Origin of the sequence: Nocardiopsis valliformis DSM 45023, from assembly GCF_000340985.1 — a bacterium.
Lineage (GTDB): Bacteria > Actinomycetota > Actinomycetes > Streptosporangiales > Streptosporangiaceae > Nocardiopsis > Nocardiopsis exhalans.
In genome coordinates this window covers 104212-122645 of sequence record NZ_ANAZ01000010.1, presented here as the reverse complement: position 1 = coordinate 122645, position 18434 = coordinate 104212, and the positions used below count along the sequence as shown (strand labels likewise).

The following is an 18434-nucleotide window of genomic DNA, read 5'->3' as shown; positions in this document are numbered from 1 at the left end:
CCTGTGCGCACGGGGACGCGCGCACGATGACGGTTTCCTACGACTTCCTTCGCTGGCATGACCCAGATCAGGTGTGTAAGGGTCTGCGGCCGGGTGCCGCACTCTCAGCGCTCACGCGCTCCCCTGTCGGAATCACTCCATTATGAGGCAACAAGGAGGGCTGTGGGATGTTTTCAACCCACAGCCCTCCTTGTTCTTACTTGGAGGTTCCGCCCAGTGACGTGCGCGCGGGCGGCAGCGGGTCAGCAGCTCAGGTTCGATCCCGTGGTGGTGCCGAGGATCTGGGTGAACTGCGTGAACGTGTTGATGCGGCTCTGGACCTGACCGGGATTGCCGCCGTTGCACTCGATCGAGCCGTTGATGGAGCGGATCGTCTCGCCGAAGCCGTGGCCGTCGACGATGGCGGTGTGCCCCGACATCGTCCCGGCGCCGGACTGGGTGTTCCAGAACCAGAGACCGGTCCGCCAGGCGATGGCCGAGTCCTGCTCGACCAGGTAGGGGTTGTTCAGCAGGTCGACGCCGAGGGCGTCACCGGCGGCCTTGTAGTTGTAGTTCCAGCTCAGCTGGATCGGGCCCTTGCCGTAGTAGGCGTCCTGGCCGGCCGGACAGCCGAAGGGCTGGCTCCAGTCGCAGTAGTGCGGGTAGTTGTCCTCGTTGATCTCCCTGATGTACACCAGCCCGCCGGTCTCGTGGCTGACGTTGGCCAGGAACGCGGCGGCCTCACGCCGCTGCACCTCGACGCTGCCGGTATTGGTGAAGCCCGGGTAGGAGCTCAGGGCGTCGACGAGTCCGCTGTACGTGTAGAAGGGGTTCCGGTGCGGGAACATCTGGTTGAACTGGGCCTCGCTGACGAGGAAGTCGCTCGGCCCCGGCTGCTCGCCGCCTCCGTCGGTGCCGCAGGGGCCCTGGTCGGCCCAGACGTCCGAGGCGCCGGGGCGCTCGTTCCGCGTCCACCACTGGGCGGTGTAGTTGCGGCCCTCGTAAGAGGCCTGGCCGCCGCCGGTGTAGACGGTGTCAGGGTTCCAGGCGCCAGCGCAGGAAGCGGCCTGCGCGACGGCCGTGGGCAGGGCGACGAGCACAGCGGCGATCGCGCCGATCGCGGTCAGCTGGCTCAGGAGACGTCGGATCACGGGAACACACTCCTAGGGCGCGGCGTCGCGCTCGATCGCGCGCCGCGAGGGGGTGACGTCACCCAAGCAAGAGTGGTCTAGACCTGTCAAGATCCCCAGACACGGTTTACTGAAAACGGTTACGGGGCGACCCGGGCTCCAGGGGTCGCCCCTCCCCCGCTTGCAGGGAACAGCGCCTATGCGTCGGAGTCGGAGTCGTCCTCCTTCTCCTTGGGCGGTGCGGCGTTCGGGTTACCGAAGGAGCTCGGCGAACCGGCGAAGCTCTCGGCCTCCAGCCCCGCGGTGGCTCCGCGCATGGTCTCCTGCCAGATCGGGCCGGGCAGGGTGCCGCCGTAGACGATGCCGTAGTAGCGGCCGCCGATCGTCACGCCCTGCAGCGGGTTCTGCTCACCGCCGCGCACGTCGCCCACCACCACGGCCGAGGCCAGGTTGGGCGTGTACCCGGCGAACCAGGCGTAGGCGGCGCTGTCGGTGGTACCGGTCTTGCCCGCGGCCGGACGGCCCAGCCCCAGACCGTTGGCGGTACCGCCATTGAAGGTCTGCTGCAGCAGGTGGTTGACCCCGTCCGCGGCCTCCTGCTTGACGGTTTGCTCGCACTGGGTGCTGGCCTCGAGCTCCTCACCGCTGCCGTCGTCGGTCACCGTACGGACCGGGTAGGGCTCGCAGTACTCGCCGCGCGCGGCGAAGGTCGCGTAGGAGGCGGCCACGTTCAGCGGGGACACCTCCTGGTCACCGAGGGTGAAGGAGCTCCACACTCCCATCTCTTCACCGTCGGCGCGGTGCACCCCGGCCTTCTCGGCCATCTTCGCGGTGGCGCACAGACCCACGCGCTTCTGGAGCTGGGCGAAGTAGGTGTTCACCGACCCCTTGGTCGCGCTGATCATGTTGTGGCTACCCTCGTCACTCTCCCCGGCGTTGCGGACGTTCCACGAGGTCATCGTGCCGCCCTCGCAGTTGGCCATGCCGCTGACCGACATGCTCTTGGGGGAGTTGAAGCTGGTGCCGTACCCCATGCCCTTCTCCAGGGCCGCGGCCAGCGTGTAGGTCTTGAAGGTCGACCCGGCCTGGAAGCCGGTGGAGCCGCCGTCGGCCCGGTCCACGGACAGGTTGATGGAGGTCGTGCCGACCTGTTCGTCGTCGAACCCGTAGCGCAGGTTCTGCGCCAGGCCGCGCACCCGGCCGGAACCGGGCTCGATCAGCGCCTGGGCCGCGAACTTCGTGGAGTCCTCGTGCGGGACCCGCTTGTCGATGGCCTCCTGGGCGGCGTCCTGGGCGGCGGCATCGAGCGCGGTCCGCACGGTGAACCCGCCCTGGACCAGGCGCTGGTCGCGCTCGTCGACGGTCTCCCCGAGCAGGTCCGAGCTGCGCAGCCAGCGCATGACGTAGTCGCAGTAGAACGGGTAGTCGCTCTCGGAACAGCTGCCGCCGCGCGGGGTGGCGTCGATCCCCAGATCCTTCACCTTGTGCTCGTCGGCCTCCTCTGCGCTGAGCATCTCGGTGGCGACCATCCGATCCAGCACGAGGTTGCGGCGCTCCAGCGCGTCCTCGGGGTTGTTGAGCGGGTCGTAGAACGAGGGCCCGCGCACCAGCCCGGCCAGCAGTGCGGCCTGTCCGGGGTCCAGGTCGGCGGCGGAGACGGAGAAGTACCGCTTGGCCGCGACCTCGATCCCGTGCGCACCCGCGCCGAAGTAGGACAGATTGAGGTAGCCCTCCAGGATCTCGTCCTTGGTGAGGCGTTCCTCGATGTCGATGGCGTAGCGCAGCTCGGTGAGCTTGCGGCCCAGGGTCCGGGCGCTGGCCTCCTCGACCTGCTCCTCGTTCTCGGCGGTCTCGATGAGCAGGTTCTTCACGTACTGCTGGGTGATGGTCGAACCGCCCTGCATATCGCCCTGGGCGGTACGGGTCGCGGCACGCAGCACACCGCGCAGGTCCAGGCCGCTGTGTTCGTAGAAACGGTCATCCTCGATCGCCATGAGGGCCTTGGTCGCCCACGGGCTGATCTCGTCGAGGCCGATGACCTCGCGCTCGCGCTCGGCGACCTCCGCGAAGGGTGTTCCGTCGTCGGTGGTGAGCAGGATGCGCGAGGACAGGTGCGGTACCTCGATGTCGCCGGGCAGAGCCATGAAGCTGGCCGCCGCGTCCCTGGCGACCAGTCCGGTGCTGCCGGCCCAGGGCATGACCAGGGCCGCCGACAGGAGTCCGGCGACGACCCCGAGCCCCGACAGCCGCAGGACCGTGCCGCGTGCGTCGCGTTTCCGGTCGACTTCTTCCAGGATCCCCCGGAACCAGCCCCGGAACCCCTTCATGGAAGACCCTCCTAGGCCTCCCTGGCTCGCTTCGCTCACGTCGTCCCCCTACGTCGTGCGCGGGCCGCCCCACGGGGGCGGCCACTCCATCGACCACCCTCGCAGGGCGCACGCAAAGGGAACTCCGTCAAATCGGGCGTGTCACCGAAAAGCTTCCTCAATCCACGGCAAAGCTCTCAGAACGCCCAAGTAACACACACGCGGACGCATCACCTGAAATCCACTGGCCTATTTCTTGACATCAAGATGAGTTAGCCAACGAACTCGACCACCCCAGCGACAGAGCGACCGAATATGGGGCCAATGCAACGTACGAGGTTCCATCGGACACAAGGGGATGTCCGGAATACGGCCCCGCACCCACGGGGTGCATTCGGTCATCCCTACCCACCCCAGCACCCCCACCAACATCCGACTGGAATTTTCCGACTTTTCATGAAGGGCAATGCCAAAACAACCGCAGAGGCCCCTGAATCAGGTGTTGCCTTATGCCCGTTTTGAGAGGTTCACTAGGGAGAATCCAGGCAAATACCAGGTCTTTGCACTTGCGCCTAGTGTGATGAGGATCACATTAATTATTCGGCCCCGGCACTCCGCCAAACCCCACTAGAGGCCTGACGATAGACAGTGGAGGGCACCGAAGCCGCAATCTGGACAGTTTCTGTTCCAGCTCTCCGTTAACTCCGTCTTGCATTGGATTAACTTCCGATTATTTCCGCACGCGCCTCACCGCGTGCTACCTCATAACGCCCGAACCACGACAATTACGGTGTAGCCAGTGATCGGACGACTGCCCATCCTCGATATCTCTCCAGACAACGACCTCGGCCCGGTAAAAGCCGTTCCCGGGGAACGCTTCACCGTGGGCGCCACCGTGATCCGCGAGGGCCATGACTCCCTCGCCGCAGGCGTGGTCGTCCACTGCCCCAAGGGCCGCCGCGAGGCCCTGGTCCCCATGCGCGAGAAGGCCCCCGGAACCGACCGCTACGAGGCCGAGATCAGCCTGCCCCGCGAGGGAAACTGGTCGTTCTCGGTCGAGTCCTGGAGCGAGCCCTTCACCACCTGGCTCCACGTCGCCCGGGTGAAACTCCCCCTGGACACCGACACCGAACTCGTGCTGGAGGAGGGCGCCCGACTGCTGGCCCGCGCCGGCCGCCGCGTCCCCCGCACCCCCGCCCTGACCAGCGCGGCCAAGACGCTGCGCGACACCTCCCGAACCCCCCTGGAACGCTTCGCGGCTGCCGTCACCGATGAGGTCCTGGCGACGATGGAAGGCAAACCCCTGCGCGAGCTGGTCACCAGGTCCAAGCGCACCAAGGTCACGGTCCACCGCGAACGCGCCCTTTTCGGTTCCTGGTACGAGTTCTTCCCCCGCTCGGAGGGCGCCCAGATCGACACCGCCCCCGGCCAAGAGGTCTCCGGCACCTTCGCCACCGCCACCAAACGCCTTCCGGCCATCGCCGACATGGGCTTCGACGTCGTCTACCTGCCGCCGATCCACCCGGTCGGAAAGACCCACCGCAAGGGTCGCAACAACACGCTCCAGGCCGGACCGGGCGACCCCGGCTCGGTATGGGCGATCGGGTCGGCCGACGGGGGCCACGACGCCGTCCACCCGGAACTAGGCACCCTCGCCGACTTCGACGCCTTCGTCTCCGAGGCTGCCGAGCACGGCCTGGAGATCGCACTCGACCTGGCGCTCCAGTGCTCGCCCGACCACCCCTGGGTGGCCGATCACCCCGAGTGGTTCAGCAAGCGCGCGGACGGCTCCATCGCTTACGCCGAGAACCCGCCCAAGAAGTACCAGGACATCTACCCGCTCTGCTTCGACAACGACTTCGAGGGCCTCTACAAGGAGTGCCTGCGGGTGGTCCGGCACTGGATCGACCACGGCGTGCGGATCTTCCGCGTCGACAACCCGCACACTAAGCCGGTCGCCTTCTGGCAGCGTCTGCTCGCCGACGTCGCCAAGCGCGACCCTGACGTGCTCTTTCTCGCCGAGGCCTTCACCCGCCCCGCGATGATGCGCGCCCTGGGCCAGATCGGTTTCCACCAGTCGTACACCTACTTCACCTGGCGCAACGGCAAGGACGAGCTCACCGAGTACCTCACCGAGCTCAGCCGGGAGACGGCGCACGTTCTGCGGCCGAACTTCTTCGCCAACACCCCGGACATCCTCAACGCCTACCTCCAGGAGGGCGGCCGCCCCGCCTTCGAGGCGCGCGCGGTCCTCGCCGCGCTGCTCTCGCCCACCTGGGGGATCTACTCGGGCTTCGAACTGTGCGAGAACACACCCGCCGCACCGGGCAGCGAGGAGTACCTGCACTCGGAGAAGTTCGAGTACCGGCCGCGCGACTGGGCCGCCGCCGACGCCGCCGGCGAGACCATCGCACCGCTGATCACCAGGCTGAACGAACTGCGCCGGGCCCACCCAGCCCTGCACGAGCTGCGCAACCTGCGCTTCCACCGCGTAGACCGGCCGGAGCTGATCTGTTTCTCCAAGCACCGCCCCGGAGCCCCCGGTGAGCCCGACGACGTCGTCATCGCCGTCGTCAACCTCGACCCGCACCACGCCCGCGAGGCGACGGTGCACCTGGACCTGCCGTCGATCGGCCGCACGTGGGAGGAGGACCTCAGGGTGACCGACGAGTTGACCGGCCGCGAATACACCTGGCGAGCGGACAACTACGTCCGCCTCGACCCGGCGACCGGACCCGCGCACGTGTTCACCGTCCACGGCAGATGACGGGCTCGGGCGAGGAGGGGGCACCCGGCCGGAGCGCCGCCCCTCTCCCCTGCCCGCGAAGCCTGTGGATCCGACGTCGAACATTCTTGGTGGGGAGCAGTAGATGAGCAACGACGAGCCCGGACTCGGCGCGCCCGAACACGCCGAACACGGTCCGCTCGCCCCGGCCACCGGGGCCGCCACCGGCCCGCTCATGTCCTCCGGCGGCACCAGTGACCCCCACTGGTTCAAACACGCCGTCTTCTACGAGGTACTCGCCCGCGGGTTCTTCGATTCCAACGGCGACGGCACCGGCGACCTCGCCGGGCTCGTACAGAAACTGGACTACCTCCAGTGGCTGGGCATCGACTGCGTCTGGCTGCTGCCGATGTACGAGTCACCGCTGCGCGACGGCGGCTACGACATCTCCGACTACTTCAAGATCCTCCCGGAGTTCGGCAACACCGCCGACTTCGTGGAGCTCCTGGACGAGGCGCACCGCCGCGGCATCCGGGTCATCACCGACCTGGTCATGAACCACACCAGCGACCAGCACCCGTGGTTCAAGGCCTCCCGGGAGGACCCGGACGGCCCCTACGGCGACTTCTACGTGTGGTCGGACACCGACGACCGCTACGAAGAGGCCCGGATCATCTTCGTGGACACCGAGACCTCCAACTGGACCTACGACGAGGTCCGCGGCCAGTACTACTGGCACCGGTTCTTCTCCCACCAGCCCGACCTCAACTTCGAGAACCCGGCGGTGCAGGAGGCGATCCTGGAGGTCCTGCGCTACTGGCTGGACCTGGGCATCGACGGGTTCCGCCTGGACGCCGTGCCCTACCTGTACGAGCGCGAGGGCACCAACTGCGAGAACCTCAAGGAGACCCACGAGTTCCTCAAGCGGGTGCGCGCCGAGGTGGACCGCCTGTACCCGGACCGGGTGCTGCTGAGCGAGGCCAACCAGTGGCCTTCGGAGGTCGTCGACTACTTCGGCGACTTCGAGTCCGGCGGCGACGAGTGCCACATGAACTTCCACTTCCCACTGATGCCGCGGATGTTCATGGCGGTGCGCCAGGAACAGCGATTCCCGATCTCGGAGATCCTCGCCCAGACCCCGGAGATCCCCCGCAACTGTCAGTGGGCGATCTTCCTGCGCAACCACGACGAGCTGACCCTGGAGATGGTCACCGACGAGGAGCGCGACTACATGTACTCCGAGTACGCCAAGGAACCCCGCATGCGCGCGAACGTGGGGATTCGGCGGCGGCTCGCCCCGCTTCTGGACAATGACCGAAACCAGATCGAGCTCTTCACCGCGCTGCTGCTCTCCCTTCCGGGCTCGCCAGTCCTGTACTACGGCGACGAGATCGGGATGGGCGACAACATCTGGCTGGGCGACCGTGACGCCGTGCGCACCCCCATGCAGTGGAACTCGGACCGCAACGCCGGGTTCTCCAGCGGCGACCCGGCCCGCCTGTACCTGCCGCTGATCCTGGACCCGGTCTACGGCTACCAGGCGCTCAACGTCGAGTCCCAGCGCGCCAACCCCGGTTCACTGTTGAACTGGACCCGCCGGATGATCCAGATCCGCAAGCGCCACCCCGTGTTCGGCACCGGGGAGTTCACCGAACTGAACGCCACCAACCCCAGCGTGCTGGCGTTCATCCGGGAGCACGGCGACGACCGCATGCTGTGCGTGAACAACCTCTCCAAGTTCCCGCAGCCCGTGGAGCTCGACCTGTCCCGCTACGCCGGGGTGAACCCGGTGGAGTGCGTGGGCGGGGTGCAATTCCCGGAGATCGGTGAGCTTCCGTACCTGCTCACCCTGCCCGGCCACGGCTTCTACTGGTTCCAGCTCCCGCCGGAGCGCACCCGTGAACCGCACCAGGAAGGCCACGAGGGCGCGCCTTCCTACGGACTGCCCGCGGCGGGGGTCAGCACCCGAGACGCCTTCGACACCGGTCACCGAACCACGGCCACCACGAAATCCGGCGCCCGGCCCGGGGGCGGTGGCGGTGGCGGGAAGGGATACAGGCCTCTCTGAGATGTCACAGCTCGAAGAACTCCTGGCAGTCTGGCTACCCCGACAACGATGGTTCTCCGGCAAGGGGATCCCGATCCGGCAGGTCCGGATCGAGAGCAGGTACACCCTGGTCTCGGCCGGTCCCGGCGGACCCGACCTGAACGTGCTCGTCATCCAGGCGGGGCAGCGCGGCCTCAGCTCCCGTTACCAGGTGCTGCTCGGCTCGCGCCCGCCCCGGTCCCTACCCCCGGACCTGGCCCGCACCGCCATCGGCGTGTGCCAGGTCGCGGGCGGCCGGCCCCGGGTGGTCTACGACGCCGCGCACGACCCGCAACTCACGGCGCTGCTGCTGGAACGGTTCACCGCACAGGAGAACACTGGACGGCGCGGCAGGGTACGGTTCCGCACTCTGCCGGGGACCACCGTGACCGCCTGCGGTCCGGGGCGCCTGCTGACCGGTGAGCAGTCCAACACCTCGCTGGTCTACGGGCGCGACTACGTCCTCAAGACCTTCCGCAGGCTCTGGCCCGGGCACAATCCGGACCTGGAGCTGAACATGGCGCTGTCCGGTTCGCCGTACGTGGCGCGCCCGTGCGGGTGGATCGAGGCGGACCTGTCCGGCCATTCCACACCGACCACGCTGGCCCTGCTGCAGACCTTCGTCCCGGACGCCACGGACGGGTGGGTGCTGGCCACGGAGAACGTCCGGACCCTGTTGGAGGGGGCGGAGGCCGACTTCAGCGAGGAGGCCGCCCGGCTCGGGCGGACCACCGCCGAGGTACACAGTTCACTGGCGCGGGCACTGCCCACGGACGTGCTCTCGCCCTCGGCGGCGGCCGAGCTGGCCGACGCCATGGTGGAACGCCTGGCCATGGCCAGCGCGGAGGTGCCCGAACTGGCCGAGCACGCGCCCCGGGTGATGGAGGCCTACGCCGACTTCGCCCGGGTGGACGAGCCGCTGCCCATCCAGCGCATCCACGGCGACTACCACCTGGGGCAGGTCATCCGGCCCGAGTCCGGGTGGGTGCTGCTGGACTTCGAGGGTGAGCCGACCGTCCCGGTGCGCGAGCGCCAGCGGCTGTCGAGCCCGCTGCGGGACGTGGCCGGGATGCTGCGCTCCTTCGACTACGCGGCCGGGTACCTGCTGGTCGGGCAGGACGAGGACCCGGAGCTGTCGTGGGCCGCGCGGGCCTGGGCCCGGCGCAACCGGGACGCGTTCTGCCGGGGCTACGCCGACGGCGGCGGGGCCGACCCGGAGAAGCACCTGACCGTGCTGCGCGCCTTCGAGTTCGACAAGGCCGTCTACGAGGTCCTGTACGAGGCGCGCAACCGACCCAACTGGCTCCGGGTGCCGCTGGAGTCCATCGCCACGGCGGCCAGCGGCGTCACCGCCGGATCAGGAACCACAGTGGCCGGCGCACCCCAGGTGCCCGGCTGAGTCCGGGGCGGCCGCCGTTCGCGCACGGCGGCCGCCTTCCGCGTCCCCCTGCTTGACCACCGCCCCTCCCCGCCATCCGCACACCACAACCACGGAGTCGAATTGTCACCGCGCACGACCAACAAGTCCGCGACAGCCGACGAGCAACCGGCGGCAGCGGAGCCCGCGGCGGCGAAGAAGGCGCCCACCCGGAAGCAGCCCGCCCAGAAGAAGCCAGCCCAGAAGAAGTCGGCCGAGCAGAAGCCCGCGGCCAAGGCTTCGGCCGCGAAGACAGCCACCGCCAAGACCTCGCCCGCGAAGGCGACACCCAAGAAGCCTGCCGCGAAGAAGACGGCACCCGCCAAGGGCGCGCCCGCGAAGGCGGCGCCCAAGCGGACCCGTACGCCCGCCGGAATCTCCGCCGACCTGGTCGCCGAGCTCGACCGGGTGGTGGACGGCCGACACCACGACCCGCACTCCGTGCTCGGTCTGCACGGCCGCGACCTGCGTGTCCTGCGGCCCGGCGCCGTCGAGGTGGACGCCGTGCTGCCGGACAACACCCGCGTCGGGCTCACCCACCGCCACCGCGGCGTGTTCGCCGCCCGGCTCCCGCAGAAGACCGAGGACTACCGGATCGCCGTCCGCTACGAGGAGGGCGGGCCCGAACTGATCGAGGCCGACGCCTACCGGGCCGCGCCCACCGTGGGCGAGCTGGACCTGCACCTGATCGGCGAGGGCCGCCACGAGGAGCTGTGGCGCGCCCTCGGGGCGAACACCACGACCGCCGACGGCCCCATGGGCGAGGTCTCGGGGACGGGCTTCGCGGTCTGGGCCCCGGACGCCCGCGGGGTCCGGGTGATCGGCGACTTCAACTACTGGAGCGGGATCGCGCACCCGATGCGCAGCCTGGGATCCAGCGGTGTGTGGGAGCTATTCGTGCCCGGCGTGGGCGACGGCGACCTGTACAAGTTCCAGGTCCTGGGCGCCGACGGGCACTGGCGGGACAAGGCCGACCCGATGGCGCGGCGCACCCAGATGCCGCCGGCGACGGCCTCCGTCGTCACCACCTCCGAGCACGTGTGGTCGGACGAGCAGTGGATGGCCGAGCGCAAGGGCTCGGAGCCGCACCGCGCGCCGATGAGCGTCTACGAGGTGCACCTGGGTTCCTGGCGGCCGGGGCTGGACTACCGCGAGCTGTCCGAGCAGCTGGTGGAGTACGTCAGCGACATGGGCTTCACGCACGTGGAGTTCCTGCCGGTGGCGGGCCACCCCTTCGACGGTTCGTGGGGCTACCAGGTCACGTCGTACTACGCGCCGACCCCCCGCTTCGGTTCACCCGACGAGTTCCGGCACCTGGTGGACTCGCTACACCGGGCCGGGATCGGGGTGTTCTTGGACTGGGTGCCCGCGCACTTCCCCAAGGACGAGTGGGCGCTGGCGCGGTTCGACGGGACGGCGCTGTACGAGCACCCGGACCCGCGGCGCGGTGAGCACCCGGACTGGGGGACGCTGATCTTCAACTACGGGCGGACCGAGGTACGCAACTTCCTCGTGGCCAACGCCCTGTACTGGTTGGAGGAGTTCCACATCGACGGCCTGCGGGTGGACGCCGTGGCCTCGATGATCTACCTGGACTACTCCCGGGACTCCGGGCAGTGGGAGCCGAACCTGTTCGGCGGCCGGGAGAACCTGGAGGCGATCGACTTCCTCAAGGAGCTCAACACCACGGTCTACCGGCGCAACCCGAACGTGGCGATGATCGCCGAGGAGTCCACGGCCTACACGGGCGTGACCAGCCCGGTGGACCACGGCGGGCTCGGTTTCGGGCTGAAGTGGAACATGGGCTGGATGCACGACTCCCTGGAGTACGTGAAGAAGGAGCCGATCCACCGCAAGTACCACCACAACGACATCACGTTCTCGATGGTCTACGCGTACAGCGAGAACTACGTGCTGCCGCTGTCCCACGACGAGGTGGTGCACGGCAAGCAGTCGCTGTTCAACAAGCCGCCCGGCGACGAGTGGCAGCGTGCTGCCACGCTGCGGGCGCTGCTGTCGTTCATGTGGTCGCACCCGGGCAAGCAGCTGCTGTTCATGGGCGGCGAGATCGCCCAGGGCGACGAGTGGTCGCACGAGGCCGGGGTGCCGTGGTGGCTGCTCCAGTTCGAGCACCACGCGGGGACCCAGAAGCTGGTCAAGGCACTCAACGACGCCTACCGGCCCCGCTCGTCGCTGTGGTCCCTGGACACCGACCCGGCCGGTTTCAGCTGGCTGGACGGCGGAGACCACGAGGGGAACACGCTCAGCTACCTGCGCCGGGGCGAGGACGGCTCGGTGCTGGCCTGCGCGGTGAACTTCTCGCCGGTGCCCCGCCCGAACTGGCGCGTGGGCCTGCCCGCCGAGGGCCGGTGGACATCGGTGCTCAACTCCGACGACCCCCGCTTCGGCGGCTCCGGTCACGAGGCGCCCGCCGCGGTCGAGGCCCAGCCGCAGGAGTGGCACGGCCAGCCGTTCTCCGCGGAGATCACGCTTCCGCCGCTGGGCGCGGTCTGGTTCGAACCCGAACGCTGACCTCGGAGCGGGCTCTGAGGTGACAGGCCCCGGGAAGTTGCCCGCAGGCAACGCCCCGGGGCTTTCGCAAGCCCCGCAACACAGGTCCAACCGGATTCGTCAGGGCCTTTCCGGCCCAGTCTCAGAGCAGCTTCTTCAGCTCCTCGGGCCCCATCCCCAGACCTTCTACGATCGCCCTGACCGTCGTCCGTTTCAGATCGCGCCCACCGTGCACGGGAACGACCGCCTGTCGTCCGTCCGGATGCAGGAGAACGACGTGGCCTCCCTTGCCCCGCTTGGGTCGGGCCACGAAACCAACTTTCCCCAGGGCACGGATGAGCCGGTCCCCGGTCACCGCTGGATAGTGGGAGAGAGGAGCCATCAGGCCACCTCCACTGCGAGTTCATCGGGGATACCGCTCTCCTGGATGAGCACGCTCAGGGCCTCTCTCAGGTCGTTCACCGCCTCCTCCCTGGTCTCCCCCTCGCCCACGGCGATCGATCCGGGACGCAGACTGGCCGCCGCAGAGAACCCGCCGTCGGGGTCTTCCTCAACGGTGTAGTGCACGGTCACGACTCGGCTCATGACAGTTCCCTCCTGCGCAAGGCGGCCATTCCGCTCTCAGAACAGCATGTTAGCTTCGCTCCATCAGCTGTGCCCTGTGCTTTGGCTGGGTGACCGAGCGGAAAGCCCTCCGCAAGAGGACGGCTGCGCCTCCGATTGTTTCGTGGTGAGCGTCCTCTGAGGCTTTCGCCCACCCGTGGTGCAACCGACGCGGTTCCTCGTGCGTCCTGATACCCAGGCCCACCCATGAGGCCCAGCCCTGAGAGGACAAACTCCCCCATGCGCAGAATCGCCGCGCTGCTATTCCTTCCCCTGTTCTTGTTGGCCTCCGCCTGTGAAGCGCCCTCCGAAGCGGAACCGGCCGAGGAACCGGCCCAGGCGGCTGAGGCACCCAGCCCCTCTCCTTCAGCTTCTCCCTCGCCGAGCGGGGAGCCCGAGCCTGAGGGTGTGCTCATCCCCGCCGGAATCAACATCAATTGCTCTACCAGGGGCAGCGGTCGTACCCGGGTGCTCGCCTGGGAAGAAGTCTGGCGCCCGGTTCCCCATGTCCGGATCGGAACCTGTGAGGTCATCAACCCGCCGCGCGCGAACAAGCTGGAGGAGGAAGCCGCCAAGGTGGCCGAGTACTCCGGCACCCAGGATTACAGCGACCTCTACCTGTTCTGCCTTCGGGACCTGAGCGAGCACGAGATCACCACTGAGGCGCACGCAAAGGAGGTCCTCGGGGCCTTCTTGATCTGCCCGGAGCACCCCGACGCCGAAACGCTGTCAGAGACCGCCCAGAACCACCTGGACGACCCGCCTCCGCTTCCCCTGGGCAACGGCACCTACCGGGTCGGTGAAGACATCGAGGCCGGAACCTACGTCACCGAGAGCGGCGACCGACCCTTCAGTAACTGTTACTGGGAACGCACCGACGCCGACGGCGGAACGATCGACAATCACTTCTCCGCTTCGGCCACGCGCGTCGAGGTGACCATCCAGGCCTCTGACCACACCTTCACCAGTCAGGGCTGCGGTATCTGGGAGAAGCAGTGATACGTAGGCCCGCCACCGAGTAGCGGGCGGCCGAACGGTTCCTCGTGGGAAAGGCCGGCGCGGGCGGGGCGGGGTTCGGTAGCATGCGGGGCATGACGCGGGTGTGCTTCACCATGATGAGCCGGATGATGATGTCATCCGGCCTTCCCCGCGTGCTCTGACCACCCCTGTCCGCGGAAAGGCCCCACTGGGCCTTCCCTGCGGAGGGTTCCCGGCGGGGCCGGAAAAGGTTCCCGCCATGGATCGTTACTACGTCACCACCGCCATCCCTTACGTGAACGGCGCGCCGCACATCGGGCACGCCCTGGAGCTCGTGCAGGCCGACACGCTGGCCCGGTACCACCGGGAGGTCGGCGACGAGGTGCGGGCGCAGACCGGTACCGACGACAACGCTTTGAAGAACGTGCTCAGCGCCCGTGCGGCCGGGCTGGAGACCGCCGAGTACGTGGATCTGGTCTCCCGGCGCTTCCTTGATCTGGCCGGGCCGCTCGGGCTCTCGTTCGACGACTCCGTGCGCACCGCCTTCGACCCGCGCCACCGGCCCGGGGTGGAGGAGCTCTGGAACGCCTGTCTGGAGCGCGGCGACCTGTACCGCCGGAGCTACACCGGGCTCTACTGCACCGGCTGCGAACAGTTCTACTCCCCCGACGAACTCCCCGAGGGTCTGTGTCCGGAGCACCGGACCGCCCCGGAGGAGGTCGCGGAGGAGAACTGGTTCTTCCGGCTCAGCCGCTACCAGGACCGGCTCCGGGAGCTGATCTCCTCCGGTGAGCTGCTCGTCGAACCCGACTTCCGCCGCCGGGAGGTGCTCTCCTTCATCGAGTCCGGGCTGGAGGACTTCAGTGTCTCCCGCAGCGTGGAGCGCGCACGCGGCTGGGGCATCCCGGTCCCCGGCGACCCCGGCCAGGTCATCTATGTCTGGTACGACGCGCTGGCCAACTACATCACCGGCCCCGGCTACGGCACCGACCCCCAGGGATACGACCACTGGTGGACCCGCGCCGACCAGCGGGTGCACGTGATCGGCAAGGGCATCCTGCGCTTCCACGCGGTGTACTGGCCCGCCCTGCTGCTCTCGGCCGGGATCGCTCTGCCCACCACGGTGCTGGTGCACGAGTACCTCACCGCCGGCGGCGAGAAGATCAGCAAGTCGGCGGGCCGCTCCGTCGACCCCGTCGCCATCACCGGGGCTCACGGCACGGACGCGCTGCGCTGGTGGCTGCTGCGCGACGTCGGCCGCTCCGGGGACACCGACTACACCGAGGCCCGCCTGGTCACCCGGCACAACGAGGACCTGGCCAACACCATCGGCAACCTCGTCAACCGGACCGTGACCATGGTCGCCAAGTACCGCTCCGGGGTGGTGTCAGGGGCGGACTCCCGGACCGGGGAGCCCTCTCTCGCCAAGGCCCGGGCCGCCGCTGCCGAACAGGTGGACGCGGCCGTGCGCGCCTTCGACCTGCGGGCGGCCACTGGCGCCGTGGTCGCCCTGGCCGACGAGGGCAACCGGTTCGTCGCCGACCACGAGCCGTGGGTTCTGGCCCGCGCCGAGCGCACCGGACAGGCCGCTCCCGAGGCTCTGGACACGGTGCTCGGCGAGCTGGTGGCCACCTGCCGGGAACTGGCCCGGCTGCTGCGGCCCTTCCTGCCCGGCGCCGCCGCACGGCTCACCGCGCAGCTGGGCGGGGACGGCGACCGGCTGCCCCCGGCCGCACCAGTGTTCGGCAGGCTCGGCTGACCGGGCCGGGCGGGCCGTCCCCGCCCGCCCGGTCTAGTTCTCGCGCTTGTGCCAGGTGGTCAGGCGGCGGACCGCCTCGTCGAGGACCTCGTCCTTCTTGCAGAAGGCGAAGCGCAGCAGGTGCCGGCCCTCCTCCTGGTGGTCGTAGAACACCTTGGCCGGAACGGCCGCCACCCCAGCCTCGCGGGGCAGGGCGCGGGCGACGTCCTCGCCGTCCAGGTAGCCCAACGGCCGGATGTCGGCCATCAGGAAGTAGGTGCCCTCGCACACGTTCACGTCGAACCCGGTCGCGGTCAGCCCTTCGGCGAGGCGGTCCCGCTTGTCCTGGAGCGCACGCCGCTGTCGCTGGATCCACTCCCACTCGTTGTCCATCGCGTCGGCGATGGCCAGCTGGAGGGCGCCGTTGGCGGAGAAGGTGAGGAACTGGTTGACCGTGCGCACGGCGCGCACCAGCGGCTCGGGGCCGGTGACCCAGCCGGTCTTCCAGGCGGTGACCGCGAACATCTTGCCCACGGAGGAGATCGACAGGGTCCGCTCGCGCATGCCCGGCAGCGAGGCCAGCGGGATGTGCGGGCGGCCGTCGAAGGTGAGGAACTCGTACACCTCGTCGGTGACCGCGATCAGGTCGTTCTCGCGGCACACCTTGGCGACCTCCGCCAGCTCGGCCTCGGTGAAGACCGTGCCGGTGGGGTTGTGCGGGGTGTTGACCATGATCAGCCGGGTGCGCGGAGTGATCGCGGCACGGAGTTCGGCGGGATCAAAGGTGAAGCGTCCGCTGGACGGCTCGCGGCGCAGCGCGACCGGGCGGCGCACCCCGCCCGCGAGGGAGATCATCGCGGCGTAGGAGTCGTACATCGGCTCGAAGACGACCACCTCGTCCCCGCGCTCCACCAGTGCCAGCATCGAAGCGGCGATCCCGGCGGTGGCGCCCACGGTCACGTAGACCTCGGAGTCCGGGTCGAAGTCCAGCCCGTAGTGGCGGAAGCGGTAGCGGCTCACCGCCTGGCGAAGCTCGGGGCGGCCCGGGCCGGGCGGGTACTGGTTCACCCCCGCCATGATGTTGCGGGTCGCGCCTTCCAGGAGGGAGCGCGGCCCGTCGGTGTCGGGGAAACCCTGCCCGAGGTTGACGGATTCGGTCTCGACTGCCAGGCGAGTCATCTCGGCGAAGATCGTCTCGCCGTACTCGCGCATTCTCTCGATCAGCGGTTCTTCCACCCGTCGAGCGTATCCACACGCCTGCGCGAGGGCATCCCCCGCACCCCGGCTCCCGGTGGGCTCAGGCGCCGGACACGGCGAAGGCCCCCGGTCTCGTGGCGCCCAGCCCATCGCTGGGTGCAACGAGGCCGGGGGCCCGGCTTTGTCACTACCTACGGCAACAGGAGGCTCAGCACGATCCAGACCACGGGACCCGCGATGAGCAGCGAGTCGATGCGGTCCATCAGACCGCCGTGGCCCGGCATGAACCGGCCCATGTCCTTGACCCCGAGGTCGCGCTTGAAGAGCGACTCGATGAGGTCGCCGACCGTGGCCGCCAGGACCACGGCCAGACCCAGGACCACGCCGACCCACCAGGGGCCGTCCAACAGCAGGGTCACGCACAGCGCGCCCGCCACCGCGCAGCCCACCACGGAGCCGCCGAAGCCCTCCCAGGTCTTGTTCGGACTGATCACCGGCGCCATCTTGTGCCGACCCAGCAGGATCCCGGCGAAGTAACCGCCGATGTCGCTGGAGATCGTCACGACGATGAACACCACGAGCCGGTACTGACCGTCCTCGGGATGCGCGATGAGCAGCATCCACGTGGCGAGCAGGAACGGCAGGTACACCAGGACGAACAGGTTCGCCGACGCGTCGGCGACGAACCCCTCGGCCCCTCCCCTCAACCGCCAGGCCAGGCAGGCGATGGCGGTGACGGCGGTGATGCCCACCAGCCAGTCCGCCCCACCGAAGTAGGCCCCGGCCTGCATGGCCACACCGCCCACGGCCAACGGGGCCACGGCCAGGGTCATGCCCTTGCCGCCGAACGCCCGGTTGAGCTCGCGGAGCCCGATCAGCACCCCCAGGGAGGTGATGATCGTGAATAGCTGCGGCCACGGAAAGATCGAGAAGAAGACGAGTGCGCCCAGGGCGCACCCGCTGGCGATGGCCACCGGGAGGTTACGACCGGTCTTGACCGGTTCACCCCCCGGCTTGTGCAGCACGAAGCGCTGCCCGGCGGCCGTGTCCGCGGCGGGGTCGCCCGCCCCGGACGGGGGATTGTCGTCGGGTCTGTGCTCCAGCGAGTGGTCATCGCCTCCGGAGCCCTTGGAAGGTGTGCTCACCGGCTAAACCTCGAGAAGATCAGATTCCTTGTGCTTCAACAGCTCGTCGATGGCGGCGACGTACTTCTGGGAGAGCTCGTCCAGCTCGACCTGGGCGCGGTGCGCCTCGTCCTCGCCGAGCTCGCCCGCCTTGACGCCCTTCTCGAAGCTGTCCTTCGCACGGCGGCGCACGTTGCGGATCGAGACCTTGCTGTCCTCGGCCTTGGTGCGCGCGACCTTCACGTACTCCTTGCGGCGCTCCTCGGACAGGTCCGGGAAAACCACGCGGATGACCTGGCCGTCGTCGGAGGGGTTGACGCCCAGGTCGCTGTTGCGGATCGCGTTGATGATCTCGGTGCGCGCGTTGACGTCGAACGGGGAGATGACGACCATGCGCGGCTCGGGCACAGAGAAGGAGGCCAGCTGGTTGATCGGCGTGCGGGCACCGTAGTAGTCGACGGTGATCTTGTTGAAGGTGGCCGGGGTGGGGCGGCCGGTGCGAATCGTCGCGAAGTCCTCCTTCGCCACGGTCACGGCCTTCTCCATCTTCTCCTCGGCCTCAAGGAGGGTTTCTTCGATCATTGTGGCGCTCCCGGGTTCTCGGCTGGGTGTTCGTGGCTTACTGTCGCGTCCGACCGGT

13 protein-coding genes and 1 riboswitch are annotated in these 18434 nt (G+C 68.7%); of the genes, 6 read left to right on the top strand and 7 right to left on the bottom strand.

The features are described 5' to 3' along the window. Window positions 1-27 precede the first annotated feature (27 nt). A riboswitch (TPP riboswitch) is annotated at window positions 28-135 on the bottom strand. A gap of 107 nt (window positions 136-242) precedes the next feature. Beyond that, window positions 243-1130: a glycoside hydrolase family 19 protein gene (locus D457_RS0111295; protein ID WP_017580773.1), complete on the bottom strand. Its 888-nt coding sequence runs from the start codon at window positions 1128-1130 to the stop codon at window positions 243-245. Window positions 1131-1306: 176 nt separating this feature from the next. Next, window positions 1307-3436, bottom strand: a complete 2130-nt coding sequence (locus D457_RS0111290; protein WP_017580772.1) for a transglycosylase domain-containing protein — start codon at window positions 3434-3436, stop codon at window positions 1307-1309. A 778-nt stretch (window positions 3437-4214) separates the two neighbouring features. Between D457_RS0111290 and D457_RS0111285 the strand changes: the two genes are divergently transcribed. From D457_RS0111285 to glgB, 4 genes are all read left to right on the top strand, one after another. Beyond that, window positions 4215-6182, top strand: coding sequence for an alpha-1,4-glucan--maltose-1-phosphate maltosyltransferase (locus tag D457_RS0111285; RefSeq protein ID WP_026116545.1), 1968 nt, complete (start codon window positions 4215-4217; stop codon window positions 6180-6182). A gap of 103 nt (window positions 6183-6285) precedes the next feature. Beyond that, window positions 6286-8208 carry a maltose alpha-D-glucosyltransferase gene (gene treS, locus D457_RS0111280; RefSeq protein WP_017580770.1) on the top strand — a complete coding sequence of 641 codons (1923 nt, stop codon included), beginning with the start codon at window positions 6286-6288 and terminating at the stop codon, window positions 8206-8208. A 1-nt stretch (window position 8209) separates the two neighbouring features. Further along, on the top strand, window positions 8210-9625 hold the full coding sequence (locus tag D457_RS0111275; RefSeq protein WP_017580769.1) for a maltokinase N-terminal cap-like domain-containing protein: 1416 nt from the start codon (window positions 8210-8212) through the stop codon (window positions 9623-9625). A 405-nt stretch (window positions 9626-10030) separates the two neighbouring features. Next, window positions 10031-12175, top strand: a complete 2145-nt coding sequence (glgB, locus tag D457_RS0111270; protein ID WP_394297040.1) for a 1,4-alpha-glucan branching protein GlgB — start codon at window positions 10031-10033, stop codon at window positions 12173-12175. Between the two features lie 121 nt (window positions 12176-12296). Here glgB and D457_RS0111265 read toward each other — a convergent pair whose 3' ends face one another. Next, the gene (locus D457_RS0111265; RefSeq protein WP_026116543.1) at window positions 12297-12536 is read right to left on the bottom strand and encodes a type II toxin-antitoxin system HicA family toxin; all 240 of its coding nucleotides are present in this window, start codon (window positions 12534-12536) and stop codon (window positions 12297-12299) included. Then, window positions 12536-12739 (bottom strand): type II toxin-antitoxin system HicB family antitoxin, encoded by a 204-nt coding sequence (locus D457_RS0111260; RefSeq protein ID WP_017580766.1) that lies wholly within the window; start codon window positions 12737-12739, stop codon window positions 12536-12538. The genes D457_RS0111265 and D457_RS0111260 overlap by 1 nt, the downstream gene beginning before the upstream one ends. Window positions 12740-12997: 258 nt before the next feature. Between D457_RS0111260 and D457_RS34075 the strand changes: the two genes are divergently transcribed. Together D457_RS34075 and metG are read left to right on the top strand one after the other, a co-directional pair. Next, window positions 12998-13756, top strand: a complete 759-nt coding sequence (locus tag D457_RS34075; RefSeq protein WP_152514215.1) for a hypothetical protein — start codon at window positions 12998-13000, stop codon at window positions 13754-13756. A 238-nt stretch (window positions 13757-13994) separates the two neighbouring features. Further along, entirely contained in the window at window positions 13995-15494 is a 1500-nt protein-coding gene (gene metG, locus D457_RS0111245) for a methionine--tRNA ligase (RefSeq protein WP_017580763.1), read from the top strand. Between the two features lie 33 nt (window positions 15495-15527). Here metG and D457_RS0111240 read toward each other — a convergent pair whose 3' ends face one another. The 3 genes from D457_RS0111240 to frr form a co-directional block, all read right to left on the bottom strand. Beyond that, complete coding sequence (locus D457_RS0111240) at window positions 15528-16709, bottom strand: pyridoxal phosphate-dependent aminotransferase (protein WP_017580762.1); 1182 nt, start codon at window positions 16707-16709, stop codon at window positions 15528-15530. A gap of 152 nt (window positions 16710-16861) precedes the next feature. After that, window positions 16862-17815 (bottom strand): phosphatidate cytidylyltransferase, encoded by a 954-nt coding sequence (locus tag D457_RS0111235; protein ID WP_017580761.1) that lies wholly within the window; start codon window positions 17813-17815, stop codon window positions 16862-16864. Window positions 17816-17818: 3 nt separating this feature from the next. Continuing rightward, window positions 17819-18376 (bottom strand): ribosome recycling factor, encoded by a 558-nt coding sequence (gene frr / locus D457_RS0111230; RefSeq protein WP_017580760.1) that lies wholly within the window; start codon window positions 18374-18376, stop codon window positions 17819-17821. Window positions 18377-18434 lie beyond the last annotated feature (58 nt).

What these genes read in the sequence shown, in the direction of transcription:
- metG (WP_017580763.1), top strand. Translation starts at nt 13,995, where the DNA reads ATGGATCGTTACTACGTCACCACCGCCATCCCTTACGTGAACGGCGCG.
- D457_RS0111260 (WP_017580766.1), bottom strand. Translation starts at nt 12,739, where the DNA reads ATGAGCCGAGTCGTGACCGTGCACTACACCGTTGAGGAAGACCCCGAC.
- treS (WP_017580770.1), top strand. Translation starts at nt 6,286, where the DNA reads ATGAGCAACGACGAGCCCGGACTCGGCGCGCCCGAACACGCCGAACAC.
- D457_RS0111265 (WP_026116543.1), bottom strand. Translation starts at nt 12,536, where the DNA reads ATGGCTCCTCTCTCCCACTATCCAGCGGTGACCGGGGACCGGCTCATC.
- D457_RS0111275 (WP_017580769.1), top strand. Translation starts at nt 8,210, where the DNA reads ATGTCACAGCTCGAAGAACTCCTGGCAGTCTGGCTACCCCGACAACGA.
- D457_RS34075 (WP_152514215.1), top strand. Translation starts at nt 12,998, where the DNA reads ATGCGCAGAATCGCCGCGCTGCTATTCCTTCCCCTGTTCTTGTTGGCC.
- frr (WP_017580760.1), bottom strand. Translation starts at nt 18,376, where the DNA reads ATGATCGAAGAAACCCTCCTTGAGGCCGAGGAGAAGATGGAGAAGGCC.
- D457_RS0111290 (WP_017580772.1), bottom strand. Translation starts at nt 3,436, where the DNA reads ATGAAGGGGTTCCGGGGCTGGTTCCGGGGGATCCTGGAAGAAGTCGAC.